Raw genomic sequence first — 15294 nt, forward strand, 5'->3', positions numbered from 1 at the left:
CCCCTGGTTCATATATGTTTACTAATCACGATACGTTGTATTTCACTCGTACCTTCGTATATTTGGGTAATCTTCGCATCTCGGAAATAACGCTCAGCTGGCGTCTCTGTTGTTGCACCGTATTCACCAACTAATTGAACAACTCTCGTGGCTATATCTACTGCCGTTTTGGAAGCAAATACTTTTGCCATCGAGGCTTCTTTGCTACATTTCACCCCTCGTTCCCTCAAAGAGGCAGCCCGGTAGACTAATAGTTTCGCAGCTTCAATAGTCGTCGCCATCTCGGCAAATATACCTGCGATAAGCTGATTATCTAGTAGTAATTGTCCTTCTCTGTACGTTTCCTTCGCATATCGAAGCGCATATTCAAATGCTGCTTCTGCTATCCCAAGTGCTTGTGCTGCAATACCAATACGACCTACATCAAGGTTAGCCATGGCAATACTAAAGCCTCTTCCTTCTTCTCCTAGCAAACTCTCCTTTCGTAGTTTCATATCTTCAAATGTTAATTGCACCGTCCGAGAGCCGTGTAATCCCATCTTCTTCTCATCTTTACCAACGATAAATCCTTCCGTATCGGCATCTACAATAAAAGCTGAAATACCTCTTGCCCCTTTATTCAAGTTCGTCTTCGCAAATACGATATAGACATTTGCTTCTCCACCGTTCGTAATGAATACTTTGGAGCCATTCAATACATAATAATCATCTTTTTTGACTGCTGTTGTGCGAATATTCCCTGCATCTGATCCGGCTTGCGTTTCAGTTAAAGCAAAAGCGCCTATGTACTCCCCAGACGCTAACTTCGGCACGTATTTTTTCTTCTGTTCCTCTGTACCGAAGTACAAAATAGGATTTGTACATACAGACGTATGCACAGCAAGAATCACCCCTATGGTAGCGCTTACTTTTGAAAGTTCGTGTAATCCAATAATATACGATGTAAAATCCGCCTCCATGCCACCGTAGATGTTAGGGATAGGGATACCCATTAATCCTAATGTACCCATTTGTTTCACTACTTTTGTCGGAAACACTCCTTGCTCCATCTGTGGCACAAAAGGAGCTATTTCCTTTTGTGCAAAGTCTCGGATGATACGTTGCATGTTTTGTTGTTCTGCTGTAAACACACACTTACCCCCTCTACGTGAGCAAATTAACTGTATTCATAAAATCCTCTTCCACTTTTCTTACCAAGCCATCCTGCATGTACGTACTTTCGTAACAATGGACAAGGGCGATACTTATCATCCCCTAATCCCTCATGTAGTACTTCCATGATATAGAGGCATGTATCAAGGCCAATGAAATCAGCTAAGGTTAATGGTCCCATCGGATGATTCATCCCAAGCTTCATAATGCCATCAATGGCTTCTTTCGTTGCCACACCCTCATATAACGTATAAATGGCTTCGTTAATCATCGGCAGCAAAATACGATTGGACACAAATCCAGGGAAATCATGCACAACAATTGGCGTCTTACCAACACTTTTTGTTACTGCTTCAATCGTCTCATACACCGCATCCCCTGTTTGCAGGCCACGTATAATTTCTACTAACTGCATCACTGGTACTGGATTCATGAAGTGCATACCAATTACTTTTTCTGGCCGCTTCGTTACTGCTGCTAATTCTGTAATAGGAAGAGACGATGTATTTGTCGCTAAAATAGTATGTAACGGTGCTAATTCATCTAATTGGCGGAAAATAGCTTTCTTAATGTCCATCTTTTCAATCACTGCTTCGATGACAAGTTCTACGTTTTTTACTGGAGAAATGTCAGTAGTAGGTGTAATACGTTGCAAAATATTCACTTTCTCTTCTTCTGTTAAACGTCCCTTTTCTACTTGTCTTGCAAGGTTACGTGTAATTGTTTCGAGTCCTCGTGTCACTTGCTCTTCTTGAATATCTTGTAACCAAACACGATAACCTGCCGCTGCACATACATGGGCGATACCAGCCCCCATCTGCCCTGCTCCAATAACCATGATATTTTGTACGTTCATTCTTCTCGTCACATCCCTTTCGTTAAGATACACACACATCACAAGGAATACAGATGTATGCCTTGTGACAGTATGTTTAGACAAAAAGATTATTCACTTTTCGGTACTTCAATCATAATTGCATCACCTTGACCGCCGCCGCTGCAAATCGCCGCAATACCAATGCCGCCACCACGTTGCTTTAATGCATGCATTAACGTCACAACGATACGACATCCACTTGCGCCAATTGGATGCCCTAGTCCAACAGCACCACCATTTACATTCATTTTACTTAAATCGACACCTGCTGTTTCTTCACACGCTACTGCAACAAGCGCAAATGCCTCATTTACTTCAAATAAGTCAATTTCGTCCACTGTTTTTCCTGTTTTCTTTAATAACGCATTAATTGCGTATCCTGGCGTTAGAGGGAAATCTTTCGCTTCTACACCAATTGCCGCGTGACCCAAAACATATGCAAATGGTTTTTTTCCTTCTGCTAACACACGTTCTTCACTCATTAACACAACTGCCGCTGCTCCGTCATTAATAGAAGAAGCATTCCCTGCTGTTACCGTTGCATTCTTATCAAAAGCAGGACGCAATGTTGACAACTTTTCTAATGTTGTATCTGCACGTGGACCCTCATCCACCTCTACTAACAATGGGTTTCCTTTTCGTTGTGGAACTTCGACTGGTACGATTTCATCTTTGAATAAACCTTCCTTTTGCGCTTTTACAGCTTTTAAATGACTATTAACAGCCCACTCATCTTGACGCTCTCTTGAAATGTTATGTTCCGCAGCAACATTTCCACCGTAAATGCCCATGTGTAAGCCCGAATATGCACACGTAATACCATCTGCTAAAATGGAATCTTTTGCTTCACTGTTCCCTAAGCGATAACCCCATCTTGCATTTTCTAAGTAGTATGGTGCATTGCTCATTAACTCCATACCACCAGCAACAATCAATGATTCGTCACCACAGCGAATGATTTGATCTGCTAATGTAATGCTACGTAAGCCAGATGCACATACTTTGTTAATTGTTTCTGTCTTTACATCCCAATTGAGACCAGCTTTTATTGCTGCTTGACGTGACGGAATTTGTCCTTGAGAAGCCTGCAATACTGTACCAAAAATTACCTCTCCAACATCACTTCCATCAACGTCTGCTCGCTTCAAGACCTCTTTAATAACGATACCACCTAAATCAGCTGCCTTTAACGAACCAAACGCACCACCAAATTTCCCAATCGGTGTTCTTGCTCCACTTACAATAACAGTTCTAGTCATTCTTTTTCCCCACTCCTTCTATTTGAGCGAACGCTCAATCAGTAATATGTATGAAAAGAAGGCATACACTATGACGAACAAAACAGATTTTCATCTTGCTCTCTACGGTGTATGCCTTCTACTTCATGATTCATATAACGTGCAACACATTCCTCTATAAAGGAGGCCTCTATCGACTCAAAGGTTGCACTATAGACCTAGGACTGATTTTTCTAGAATTTCTGTTACGTCTAAAGTTTGGACAGATTCTTCGACTTCTTTTGCTTTCGTTCCATCACTTAACATCGTTAAGCAATATGGACAGCCAGAACTAATAACAGTTGGGAACACAGCTAATGCCTGCTCTGTTCGCGTTACGTTAATACGATTACCTGTTGTTTCTTCCATCCACATTAATCCCCCACCAGCACCACAGCACATTCCTTTCTCACGATTGCGTTCCATTTCCACTAGTTTCACGCCAGGAATAGCCTTCAAGATTGCACGTGGTGGTTCATATACTTCATTATATCGGCCAAGGTAACATGAATCGTGGAATGTAATTGTCTCATTCACTTCATGCATCGGCTTCAACTTACCTTCTTTCACTAATTTCGCTAACAATTCTGTATGATGATAAACTTCAGCTTCTAAGCCAAAGTCTGAATACTCATTCTTAAATGTGTTATAGGCATGTGGATCAATTGTAATGATTTTCTTCACACCAGCCTTCTCAAACTCATCAATGTTCTTCGTCGCTAACTCTTGGAACAAGAATTCATTTCCTAAACGACGTGGTGTATCTCCTGAATTCTTTTCTTTGTTTCCAAGTATTGCAAACTTCACACCAGCAACATTCAATAACTTCGCAAACGATAAGGCAACCTTTTGGCTTCTGTTATCATAGGCTCCCATTGAACCAACCCAGAAGATATACTCAAATTCTTCTCCTGCTTTCGTTGCTTCTTTTACCGTTGGAATATGCACATCATCACGTAATTTACGCCACGCTTCGCGCTCTTTACGATTCAATCCCCATGGATTTCCTTGACGTTCAATATTTGTCATGGCGCGTTGCGCATCTGGTTCCATCTTCCCTTCGGTTAACACAAGGTAACGGCGTAAATCAATAATCTTGTCTACATGCTCATTCATAACTGGACATTGATCCTCACAGTTACGACATGTCGTACACGCCCAAATTTCTTCTTCCGTAATAACTTCACCAATTAAGCTAGGACGCTCAAGTGTTGCAGCTGATTCTTGATGACCTTCTGTTCGACTTATCATTGCCAACTGATTTCCTTTTGTCTGTCCAAATGCAAATTGTGGAACCCACGGAGAACGTGACGTCACAATTGCCCCTGTTTCCGTTAGATGGTCACGTAATTTCAAGATTAAATCCATCGGTGACAGCATCTTCCCTGTTCCTGTTGCAGGACACATACTCGTACAACGACCACATTCTACACATGCGTATAAATCAATTAATTGATGTTGTGTAAAGTCTTCAATCTTCCCTACACCAAATGATTCCTGAGATTCGTCCTCAAAGTCTATTTTTTCTAATTTTCCGACATTTGTCAACCTATTAAAAAAGACATTTGCTGGTCCTGCGATTAAATGTGCATGTTTTGATTGTGGAACATATACTAAAAATGTTAGTAAAATAACAAGGTGAATCCACCATGAAATATAGAAAATAACGATTGCCGCCGTTTCTCCTATACCACTAAGTACCCATGCAATCGAAGACGCAACCGGTTCTGACCATGTAAATCCTTCATTATGCCAAACCAAACCTGCTCCGTTTCCAACTAAAACAGAAATCATTAATCCCCCAATAAAAATCAACACTAAGCCCGATTTCCATCCACGTTTTAAACGAACAAGTTTCTCAATATAACGACGATAAAATGCCCAAACAACCGCCACTAAAATTAAAAATGTCACAATTTCTTGGAAGAACGTGAATCCTTTATAGAAGAACCCAAGTGGTAAATGTCCTCCTGGTTGTAATCCCTTCCAAACAAAGTCCATCGCCCCTAACTGAACAAGAATAAATCCGTAGAAGAACAGAACGTGAATGATTCCACTCTTCTTATCTTTCAACAACTTTTTTTGCCCGAACACATTGATCCAAATCTTATTTAGACGCTCTTTGTACTGCTTATCAAACTCTACCTTCTTCCCGAGCTTAATGTATTCCATTCGCGTCTTAATTAAATATCCGAATAAGTAAAGACCATACGCCGTAATTGCAAGAAACGCTACCCAGTTCACTATTAACCATGTGCCCATTTGCTCCCCCTCCTTCTAAATCATGCTAAACATTATTTCACTAAATTTTCTGAAAAGAATATCTATTTCTATTATATACTGAATGAATGTTCAGTCAAATTTTTTTCCATTAAATTTCAATCATATTCACCTATATTTTTCTTGTTAATTCGACAAAATAGAAGGAAACAAAAACGAACATTTATACAACTTACTTTGAATGGATGAGGATGACATGCGATGGCTGTACTAAAACTGCTGCTCATTTGTTTACTTTTCCTTTTGTTATGGCTTCCTATTGACTTCATGTTAGGAAGAAAAAAACAACTACAAAAAGTGACACAAAGAACATTTCCATTACGACATGGTGATATCTCACTTATTACATATGGAAAGACGCTATACGAAACGTTATTTTACGAAATTGAATGTGCCACGAATCATATTCATATTTTGTTTTATATTGTAAAAAATGATGAAGTAAGCCAGCAATTTCTTGCATTATTAAAGCGGAAAGCTAAAGAAGGCGTAGAAGTGCGTCTATTACTTGATCGAATCGGAAGTTACCGATTATCTCAGCGAACGATTAAATCACTACGTGCCTCTGGTGTACACTTTTCCTTTTGTCATAAAATACGACTTCCTTTCTTTTTCTATTCCTTAAATCAACGTAATCATCGAAAAATTACAGTGATCGATGGGAAAATCGGCTATTTAGGTGGTTTCAATATCGGAAAAGAGTATTTAGGTTTGAATGAGGAACTAGGGAAGTGGCGTGATTATCATTTACGAATCGAGGGAGAAGGTGTACAAGATTTACAAGAACAATTCTTGCACGATTGGTGTGATGATACAAAGGAGGACCTGTTGAAAGAAACGAGGTACTTCCCTACGCTTCCAAAAGGTTCTATGGCTCACAAATTTGTTCCAACAGATGGTGCATATTTAAAGCACACCTTCCTAGAGCTTATTCATAAAGCGGAGGACAACTTATTCATTGGTACACCTTATTTCATCCCTAACACTGAAATTATAGAAGCATTGCTACAAGCCGTTAAAAGAGGCGTTACAATTACAATCCTTGTTCCATTAAAAGCTGATCATCCCCTTGTACGTGAGGCTGAGTTCCCTTCCTTCCGTCAATTGTTAGCTGCTGGATGCAATTTATACCATTACAAAGATGGATTCTTTCATGCAAAGGTAATTCTTGTTGATGATGTAGTTTGCGATATCGGGACGGCAAACTTTGACTTAAGAAGTTTATTCCTAAATCACGAAATGAACTGTTTAATTTATGACAAACAATTTATCTCACATGTAAAAGATGTTCTGCAAGAAGACTTAGCAAAGTCTGAAGAAATCCCTCGTGATTACTTTGCTCACCTTTCCTTTGCAGAGAAAGTAAAAGAAAAGATTGCAAAGTTAGTTGCAACCTTTATGTAAGGAGGGAAAACAATGCTCGTTCGATTTGGTTATGTTGCACACGCCACTTCTTTGTGGGATTCTTCTCCTGCAAAGACGATGACCTTCAAACGATGGCAAACGCTTGAAAAAGAAGAACGCCAGCAAAAAATGTATGCAATCACGAAACAAAATATTACGAATACAAAGCGTGCCCTTTTCTATAACATTGCACATGGTATTCCCTTATATCGCATATCCTCTACCATTGTCCCACTCGCTACTCACCGAGAGGTAGAGTTCGACTATATCTCTCTTTTTGATAAAGAGTGGAAAGAGCTTGGAGAGATTGTGAAAAACCATAACTTGCGCGTCAGTTTCCATCCGGGACAATTCACCTTATTTACATCTGATAAAGAAACGATTACCCAAAATGCTGTTACAGATATGACGTATCACTACAATGTATTAAAAGCGATGGGGCTTGAAGAAGAATCCATGTTGAATATACATGTAGGAGGTGCATACGGAAACAAAGCAAAAGCAATTGAACGTTTCCATGAGAATATTCAATTACTTCCTATACCTATTAAAAAGCAAATGACATTAGAAAACGATGATAAAACGTACACAGCCGAAGAAACACTTGCTGTATGCGAGAAAGAAAATATCCCACTTGTATTTGACTATCATCATCATCTTGCTAATAGGAGCAATGAGATACTTGAGAACATGCTTCCTCGTATATTCAATACATGGCAACATATCAAACTCATTCCAAAAGTACACATCTCCTCCCCAAAATCAGAAAAAGAATTTCGGAGCCATGCGGAGTATGTAGATATGACCTTTGTACAACCTTTCTTCGAGATAGCTAAGACATGCAAGCTTGATTTTGATGTGATGGTAGAAAGCAAAGCAAAGGATAAAGCAATGCTTCAATTAGTGGAAGAACTATCTAAACTACGTGGATACAAACGAATAGACGGGGGCGTCCTTGAAATAAAATGAGGATTGGTACACACCAATCCTCATTTTATTTATTCGTCTTTATCCTCATGTCCAAATAATGCCATAAAAAACAAGCCCGCTCCAATACCAATTAAAACTCCAGGTGTTGTGTGCCCGAATGCCATCCCAATCCCTAATCCAAGTAACGTACAAGCTGGCATAAAGTAATATTTCGTATAATTCATATTATCCATCCCCTCTCTTTCGCACGTGTAATTGCTTCAATCCGATTTTTCACTTCTAACTTATTCAAAATCTCAGACATATAATTTCGTACCGTTCCTGCTGATAAATAGAGCGCCCCTGATACTTCTTTCGTTGTCATCCCATCTGCAATTAACTTCAATACTTCTCGCTCTCGTTCGGTTAATGGATTATCTTCTTTTAAGACACCAAAAACAAGCTCCGGTGCAAATTCACGCTTTCCTTTCATAATATTTCGTATCGAATCAGCTAAATCATCACTTGAGCTATCTTTCAATAAATACCCCATTACTCCAGCCTTCACCGCACGTTCAAAATAACCAACACGCGCAAACGTTGTTAAAATAACAACTTTACTAGAAATCTTCGCCTTGTGAATTGCTTCTGCCACATCTAATCCGGTCTTAATTGGCATTTCAATGTCCATTAAGCATATATCTGGCTTCAATGTTTGTACTAACTTCCACGCTTCTTCTCCATTTGACGCTTGACCGATCACTTCAAGATCCTCTTCTAAATCAAGAAGCGCCCCTAGTGCACCAAGCAACATACGTTGATCTTCAGCTATTACAATTGAAATCATCCCATCACCTCAGTTTCTCCTTGTTTTTCTATAATTGGCACGGTAATAGTGACAAGCGTTCCTTGTATCGAGGAAATGTTAACGAATCCATCAATAATGGACAAGCGTTCCTCCATACCATGAAGTCCGTTTCCCTTCTGATACGTCTCTCCTACTCCTCGCCCATTATCCTGTATATGAATAGCTAATTGCCCTGTTATTTGCTCTAATATAATGGAACATTTCGTTGCACCGCTATGTTTGATCACATTCGTTACAGCTTCTTTCACACACATACTAATCACATTTTGTTTATACAACGATACTTTTGATAAAGAGGTATCTCCCCTACACGTAAACGAAATGTTCGCCGCTTCTAAAATACATTCTACTTCAATTAATTCTTCGACAACTTTTATCGCTCTCATTTCTGATACGAGCTCACGTACTTGTCTAAGTGCAGAGCGAGAGGTTTGTTGTACTTCATTCACTTCTCTTTTCGCACGCTCTGGATCTTTATCAATTAACTTTTCTACTAATTGGCTTTTTAATGTAATGAGCGATAACGTATGCCCAAGCGTATCATGTAAATCACGGGCAATACGCTGACGTTCTTCTTGCTTTATAAGTTGTTCGATTTTTTTATTTGCTTCGTTTAATTGTTCTTGAAGTCTTGATTTCTCTGCGATAGAACGCATACCAAATGGCGCTACTAATATGATAAAGAAAAATAAAAGGTGGCCTAAATTGTTATCTGAAAGAAGGGAATCGATATGAGTAACGATGGTTATAACCATAACGCCAACTAATATAAGATATGAAACAAGAAACCCTTTTTTCTTTTCATACCATCCAATAAAACTAGCGGGAAAAAACCCCATATATAAAAATAGATAACTATAAAATATACTAAGATAACAGAGAATACCTAGTTGTATTCCTACCCACAACGCATAATGTTTTGTCGCAAAGTAAGCATTCCGATACGAAATAGCAAAAATTAGTAGCAATATATACCCAACGATCATTTGCATCGTTGAAAATTTTGTTAAATTATACGCCGGGAGGAGCAAATAACTCATCCATATAAGCGGGAACCACCCTACGCTCTCCGGAAAAACCCGAAATCTTTCTTTCTCCATTTACACCGCTTCCTGTCTTCTTCTTATATATATAGATAGTGCCATAAATAAAACTAAGTAGCCGAGTAAAATCCCAACACTTTCTATAGTAGGGGTATTGCCTTTGATAATTCCCCATGCCCCTGTACCATATTGATAGGAGGGTAACCATTGCCCAATATTTTGCATCATGTCTGGTAATACATAAAACGGCATCCATAACCCTCCAAGGATCGCTAATCCTAACTGCAAGACATTCCCAATAGCGGCCGCTGTATCAATACGCTTAAATGTTCCAATTAGCGTACCTAATGCTAAAAAAGGAATCGAACCGAGTAAAATCCATGTGCCACTCATTATCCACTCATACGCTGATAATTCGACACCATTTATGAAATACCCTGCTAAAAAAATGGCGATAATTGTAAAACAGTTAATCACTAACTGAGCAGCAATTTTCGATCCGAAATACGCTGTGGATGATAAAGGAGTGATACGAATAAGTTGTGCCCATCCAGCTGCGTTCTCTTGTACAAGACGAAGACCTAATGCAAAGATAGATGAACTAATAACACTAAAGACCGTCATAGACATTAAATACTCTGCTTGCCATGCATCTTGATCTGGAACTTTCGTATTCACAACATTTGTGAATATATAGTAAAACATAATTGGCATTAAAATCGATGCCCCTACAAAAATTTTGTTACGTAACGTACGCTTCACTTCCATCTGGCATTGCATCATAAACGCCTTCATCATTTATTCCTCCCGCTCTCTAATAATTGTTTGTAAACCTCTTCAATTCCGCCTTGCTCCATTTGAATCTCTGATACAACTAACTTGCTTGATGTTAACGCTAATAATGTTGCATCACTATTGTCTGTATAAAGCACCCATCTCTCTTTTTCTTTCTTTACATCTATTACCGCAGCTAGAGATTTTAATTGTTCCTCTGTTGCATTAATTGCTACACATGAAATTGCTTTCTTCGTTAACTTGTTCTTTAATTGTTGTGGAGTTCCATCTTCAATGATTTCACCATCATTCATCATAATAATTCTATCGCTTACTTTTTCAATTTCTTCTAAGTAGTGTGTTGTTAAGATAATGGTTTTTCCTTCGTTCGTTAACTCCTCCATTCGCTCCCAAAAAACTTGTCTAGACGTAACATCCATTCCAACTGTTGGTTCATCTAGAAAAAGGATTTCTGGATCACCTGCCATCGCTAAAGCAAAATTAAGACGACGCTTTTGACCACCTGATAATTTATCTGTCTTTACCTTCTCCTCTTTCTCCAATCCTGCTAGTTGTAATAGCTCACGCTTTGGGAGTGCGTGTTTGTAATAGGAGCGAAATAAATCAATTGTTTCACCTACTGTTGCATTGTCGATAAAGCTTACTTGTTGTAACATCGCTCCAAATCGTTGACGAACTAATAGTGATGTTGGATTTTCCCCGAACATTTCCACCGTTCCACTTGTTGGTTGTACTAACCCTAGCATCATCGAAATTGTTGTTGTTTTCCCCGCTCCATTTGGCCCTAGGAGAGAAACGATACTTCCCTTTTGAATTGAAAATGATATATGTTGTACTGCTTTTGTTGTTCCAAAATTTTTTGTTACATTGTTCACTTCAATGATATTTGCGCTTGTCATATTGACCGCCTCCTTATGACTTTATTGTAGTAACTTTCAGATGCGCTCGTTAGTCATAGGTGTCATGAATGTCATATGACATTTGTCATAAAATAAAAAAGCTAGAGCCTATATAGACTCCAGCTTGTAGTTATGCCTTGAGTTATACCTTGAAATAACTTACTGATTTCTTCAATTCCCTCGCTGTTTCTTCTAAATCATGAACCTCTTTCTCATTTTCTTTCATCGTTATTAATTGCTCTTGTGTTGAGGCGGTAATTTGTTGCGTACTATACAACGCACTTTCTGTAATAGAAGTCGTTTCTTCTAGAGACGCACTAATTTCTTCTGCACCAGCTGCAATTTGTTGCGTAGCTACTGAAGCCGCATGTGTCTGAGCATTTACACATTCAATCATACTACGTAACTTACTAAATGCTTCTCCTGCTTCATTTACAAGTACAGAGCCCACGTCTACTTCTGCTTTCATTTGCTTCATCGCTTCGACTGATTTATACGAATCTTCTTGGACACCTTTTAACGAAGCTGTAATTTGACTAGCTGAAACGGCAGATTGATCTGCCAATTTACGTACTTCATTTGCTACCACTGCAAATCCTTTCCCATTCTCTCCTGCTCGGGCCGCTTCAATTGCTGCATTTAACGACAACAAGTTAATTTGACCTGCAATGCTTGTAATAATAGATGCAATTTCTTCGATTTCTTGTGTTCGACGATTCATTACTTCCATTATTCCCACTGATTTGGTTGATGTATATAGTACCAAATTCATTTGCTTCATTGCATGTTGAATCGTTATATCCCCATTCTTTGCTTCTTCTGACGCAAGTTCCGCCTGCTCCAACACACTCGTTGAAGACTCTGCAATACCTTGAATACCTTGTGTAATCTCCTCCATCGCCTGTGCGTTCTCCTCTGACACATTCACAATTGCTTCACTACCTGAAGAAATTTCTTGCGCAGATGCTGCCGCTTCAAGAATTTTCGTCTTCATTCCTGTCGCTCGCTCTGCTAATAGATGAGATGCAGTTGCAACAAGATTCGATGTTGTCACTACTTTTTTCATCATATCGCGTAACTGTTCATTCATATTGTTAAAGCTACTTGCTAGCTGTGATAACTCGTCTTCTCCTGCTACTTCAATAGCAGTTGTTAAGTCTCCATCTGCCATCTTCTTTGTATGTTCTAGTAAATAATTAATTCGTTTCGTCAGTGGCTTTGCAAAAAGATAACGTGCACATATTCCTCCAATTACAACCATCGTACCAGTTAACGCAATACACACATATAAAATAAGGTTGTTTAAATCATCGATAAATGTTGCATCCATATCAATTCCTAAAACAAACTGTTCATTGAATTGTTCATCTATTTGCGTAAAGCCAGACTTATGTACACCAAACTCATCGCGACGCAGATCACTTAACATCGGTGTTCCAGAAAATGCGGTGTTTATTTCTTCCGTGAATGAGTAAGACGATTTAACTAGTTCTAATGCGGATTCCCCAGTTCTTAACATAAACTCTTCATTATCTATTTTTCCTAATACATAAATTCGATCTACACCATATTGTGCTTCTTTTTCACTCAACCAGTGTGCCAATGCTTGTTTATCCGATTCTCGCTCGTCCTCTACCGCTCTCTCTACTAGTGACAAGTCAATTTCTTTTTTGACAATTAACATACTGGACTGAATCGTTCTCTCGAAGTTCGCTAATACATGTGATTTCACGATGTATGAAGATATACTATAAAACACTCCACTAAATACTAACGCAAAGATAATAATGAAAATAGAAACCCCTTTAAAAATCTTTCTCCCTATTGAACGTTTACGCTTCTTCTTAAGCATGTATATACCCCTTTATCATCTTTAATCTATTTATCTTTATTATATCTGAATAATCAGATAAAACAAAATATACAGATTTATCACAAAGGGAAAATATTTCATTGTTTCTATTTAGTATTATCCGACAAACGTATATAATTACATAAAAAAAGACTTTCAAGCTAAAAAATAGCAAGAAAATCTTTTTTATAGCATATAAATACGAGCTACCATCCATGCATAAATCGTGATTTGAACTAATCGTATTAAATTATTTCTCTCTTGTTCAACTATACTTTAAAATAATCTACTGTTTCTTTTAATTCTGTCGCCATATTATTTAAATCTTCCATATCTCTTTCCGTTTCTTCCATCATTGCTAATTGTTCTTGTGTTGCTGCTGCAATCTTCTGCGTACTATTTAATGCATTTTCCGTAATGGAAGCTGTTTCTTCTAATGATGCATTAATTTCTTCTGTACTCGCTGCAATTTGTTGTGTTGCTACTGAAACAGCATGCGTTTGTTGATTTACCTGATCAATAATTGTACGTAATTTACTGAAAGCTTCTCCTGCTTCATTTACAAGTACTGAACCAGTATCTACTTCTTCTTTCATTTCTTTCATAGATTCCACTGATTTCAATGAATCTTCTTGAATACCTTTTAATGATGTCGCTATTTGGTTAGCTGAAATTGCCGATTGATCTGCTAGTTTACGTACCTCATTTGCTACAACTGCAAAACCTTGGCCATGCTCGCCTGCTCGTGCCGCTTCAATTGCTGCATTCAATGAAAGTAAATTAATTTGTCCTGCAATAGTTGTAATAATTGTTGCAATCTCTTCAATTTCTTTCGTACGACGATTCATTACTTCAATAAGTTCTACAGATTTCATTGATATATGTAATACAGCATTCATTTGCGTCATTGCATTTTGAATAACTACGTTCCCTTTCTCAGCCTCCGTCGATGCAAACTCTGCCTGCTCAAGCACATTTGTAGAAGATACGGCAATTTCCTGAACACCCTCTGTAATTTCTTCCATTGCCCTTGCATTTTCCTCTGATACACTTACAATCATTTCACTACCTGAAGAAATCTCTTGTGCAGATGATGCTGTTTCATGAATCATTGTATTTATATCTTTCGCTCGATTAGAGAGTGAATGAGAAGAATTAGCCACGACATCAGATGTTTCCATAACTTTAATCGTGACTTCTCTTAATTGTTCTATCATGTCATTAAAACTTATTGCTAGCTGAGATAATTCATCTTCACCTTTTACCTCTACCCTATCCGTTAAATCCCCATTAGCCATTTTCTTTGTTCCCTCTAACACATACTGAATACGACGAGTAATAGGTTTAGCAAAGATAAAATGCGAACATATTATACAAGCTGCTATCATTAATAATGTTAAACCAGTGCAGATGTATAAGATTATACTTTTTAACTTAACTATAAAAGTAGCATCCATATCAATACCTAATAGAAAATGATCATTTATTCTCATGAAACCTGATTGATGTACCCCATACTCATCTTCGTAAATCTCGCTGTATGTTATTTTTTGATTAAATGCTTCCTTCATCGCATCAGTGAAAGAATAGGATGTACCATATGCCACATCTGTACTATCGGCAGCTCCTACTACATATTCTTTCCCACCTTTTTTCGTTAATATATATACATTCTCTACTTTGTATTCTTGCTTTTTCTCTTCTAACCATTTAGATAGGTCACCTTGAGTAGCGATTAATCCTTTATCTGCATCTTCAACCTGTGCCATATTAAGTTCCTCATGTATGTCCTTTATACTTAAATGAAGGACTTGTTCAAACTGAGGTAATACATATTTATTAACAATGTTTGAAGAGACGGCATAAAATACTCCGCTAAAAAGGATTGCAAATATAACGATAAATATTGTAATACCTACCATTATTCTTTTACCTAGT

The 15294-nt window shown here is 38.1% G+C and carries 13 protein-coding genes; 2 read left to right on the forward strand and 11 right to left on the reverse strand.

Annotated elements, in window-relative coordinates:
• Positions 1-8 precede the first annotated feature (8 nt).
• The 4 genes from IEV41_RS17315 to IEV41_RS17330 all read right to left on the reverse strand — a co-directional run bounded on the left by IEV41_RS17315 (position 9) and on the right by IEV41_RS17330 (position 5568).
• Positions 9-1130 (reverse strand): acyl-CoA dehydrogenase family protein, encoded by a 1122-nt coding sequence (locus IEV41_RS17315; protein WP_268235152.1) that lies wholly within the window; start codon positions 1128-1130, stop codon positions 9-11.
• A gap of 26 nt (positions 1131-1156) precedes the next feature.
• Complete coding sequence (locus IEV41_RS17320) at positions 1157-2008, reverse strand: 3-hydroxybutyryl-CoA dehydrogenase (RefSeq protein WP_188389773.1); 852 nt, start codon at positions 2006-2008, stop codon at positions 1157-1159.
• Between the two features lie 89 nt (positions 2009-2097).
• On the reverse strand, positions 2098-3288 hold the full coding sequence (locus IEV41_RS17325; RefSeq protein WP_188389774.1) for an acetyl-CoA C-acetyltransferase: 1191 nt from the start codon (positions 3286-3288) through the stop codon (positions 2098-2100).
• A gap of 189 nt (positions 3289-3477) precedes the next feature.
• Positions 3478-5568: a (Fe-S)-binding protein gene (locus IEV41_RS17330; protein WP_188389775.1), complete on the reverse strand. Its 2091-nt coding sequence runs from the start codon at positions 5566-5568 to the stop codon at positions 3478-3480.
• Between the two features lie 219 nt (positions 5569-5787).
• Between IEV41_RS17330 and cls the strand changes: the two genes are divergently transcribed.
• Complete coding sequence (cls, locus tag IEV41_RS17335; RefSeq protein ID WP_188389776.1) at positions 5788-6990, forward strand: cardiolipin synthase; 1203 nt, start codon at positions 5788-5790, stop codon at positions 6988-6990.
• Between the two features lie 12 nt (positions 6991-7002).
• On the forward strand, positions 7003-7959 hold the full coding sequence (uvsE, locus tag IEV41_RS17340; protein ID WP_188389777.1) for a UV DNA damage repair endonuclease UvsE: 957 nt from the start codon (positions 7003-7005) through the stop codon (positions 7957-7959).
• Between the two features lie 29 nt (positions 7960-7988).
• On the opposite strand, the gene IEV41_RS17345 is transcribed toward uvsE, so the two are convergent.
• The 7 genes from IEV41_RS17345 to IEV41_RS17375 form a co-directional block, all read right to left on the reverse strand.
• Positions 7989-8144 carry a hypothetical protein gene (locus IEV41_RS17345; protein ID WP_188389900.1) on the reverse strand — a complete coding sequence of 52 codons (156 nt, stop codon included), beginning with the start codon at positions 8142-8144 and terminating at the stop codon, positions 7989-7991.
• A complete protein-coding gene (locus IEV41_RS17350; protein ID WP_188389778.1) occupies positions 8141-8746 on the reverse strand; it encodes a response regulator transcription factor in 606 nt (201 codons plus the stop codon). Before IEV41_RS17350 ends, IEV41_RS17345 begins: the two co-directional genes overlap by 4 nt.
• On the reverse strand, positions 8743-9867 hold the full coding sequence (locus IEV41_RS17355) for a sensor histidine kinase (protein WP_188389779.1): 1125 nt from the start codon (positions 9865-9867) through the stop codon (positions 8743-8745). The genes IEV41_RS17350 and IEV41_RS17355 overlap by 4 nt, the downstream gene beginning before the upstream one ends.
• Positions 9868-10605 carry an ABC transporter permease gene (locus tag IEV41_RS17360; protein ID WP_188389894.1) on the reverse strand — a complete coding sequence of 246 codons (738 nt, stop codon included), beginning with the start codon at positions 10603-10605 and terminating at the stop codon, positions 9868-9870.
• Positions 10605-11504: an ABC transporter ATP-binding protein gene (locus IEV41_RS17365; RefSeq protein WP_188389780.1), complete on the reverse strand. Its 900-nt coding sequence runs from the start codon at positions 11502-11504 to the stop codon at positions 10605-10607. Before IEV41_RS17365 ends, IEV41_RS17360 begins: the two co-directional genes overlap by 1 nt.
• Positions 11505-11646: 142 nt before the next feature.
• Entirely contained in the window at positions 11647-13356 is a 1710-nt protein-coding gene (locus IEV41_RS17370; protein ID WP_188389781.1) for a methyl-accepting chemotaxis protein, read from the reverse strand.
• Between the two features lie 269 nt (positions 13357-13625).
• Positions 13626-15125, reverse strand: a complete 1500-nt coding sequence (locus tag IEV41_RS17375) for a methyl-accepting chemotaxis protein (protein WP_188389782.1) — start codon at positions 15123-15125, stop codon at positions 13626-13628.
• Between the last annotated feature and the right edge of the window lie 169 nt (positions 15126-15294).

The sequence above is a fragment of the Priestia taiwanensis genome (assembly GCF_014638355.1).
GTDB lineage: Bacteria > Bacillota > Bacilli > Bacillales > Bacillaceae_G > Priestia_D > Priestia_D taiwanensis.

What these genes read in the sequence shown, in the direction of transcription:
- IEV41_RS17370 (WP_188389781.1), bottom strand. Translation starts at nt 13,356, where the DNA reads ATGCTTAAGAAGAAGCGTAAACGTTCAATAGGGAGAAAGATTTTTAAA.
- IEV41_RS17325 (WP_188389774.1), bottom strand. Translation starts at nt 3,288, where the DNA reads ATGACTAGAACTGTTATTGTAAGTGGAGCAAGAACACCGATTGGGAAA.
- IEV41_RS17350 (WP_188389778.1), bottom strand. Translation starts at nt 8,746, where the DNA reads ATGATTTCAATTGTAATAGCTGAAGATCAACGTATGTTGCTTGGTGCA.
- IEV41_RS17355 (WP_188389779.1), bottom strand. Translation starts at nt 9,867, where the DNA reads ATGGAGAAAGAAAGATTTCGGGTTTTTCCGGAGAGCGTAGGGTGGTTC.
- uvsE (WP_188389777.1), top strand. Translation starts at nt 7,003, where the DNA reads ATGCTCGTTCGATTTGGTTATGTTGCACACGCCACTTCTTTGTGGGAT.
- IEV41_RS17375 (WP_188389782.1), bottom strand. Translation starts at nt 15,125, where the DNA reads ATGGCACAGGTTGAAGATGCAGATAAAGGATTAATCGCTACTCAAGGT.
- IEV41_RS17365 (WP_188389780.1), bottom strand. Translation starts at nt 11,504, where the DNA reads ATGACAAGCGCAAATATCATTGAAGTGAACAATGTAACAAAAAATTTT.
- IEV41_RS17360 (WP_188389894.1), bottom strand. Translation starts at nt 10,605, where the DNA reads ATGAAGGCGTTTATGATGCAATGCCAGATGGAAGTGAAGCGTACGTTA.
- IEV41_RS17320 (WP_188389773.1), bottom strand. Translation starts at nt 2,008, where the DNA reads ATGAACGTACAAAATATCATGGTTATTGGAGCAGGGCAGATGGGGGCT.
- cls (WP_188389776.1), top strand. Translation starts at nt 5,788, where the DNA reads ATGGCTGTACTAAAACTGCTGCTCATTTGTTTACTTTTCCTTTTGTTA.
- IEV41_RS17345 (WP_188389900.1), bottom strand. Translation starts at nt 8,144, where the DNA reads ATGAATTATACGAAATATTACTTTATGCCAGCTTGTACGTTACTTGGA.
- IEV41_RS17330 (WP_188389775.1), bottom strand. Translation starts at nt 5,568, where the DNA reads ATGGGCACATGGTTAATAGTGAACTGGGTAGCGTTTCTTGCAATTACG.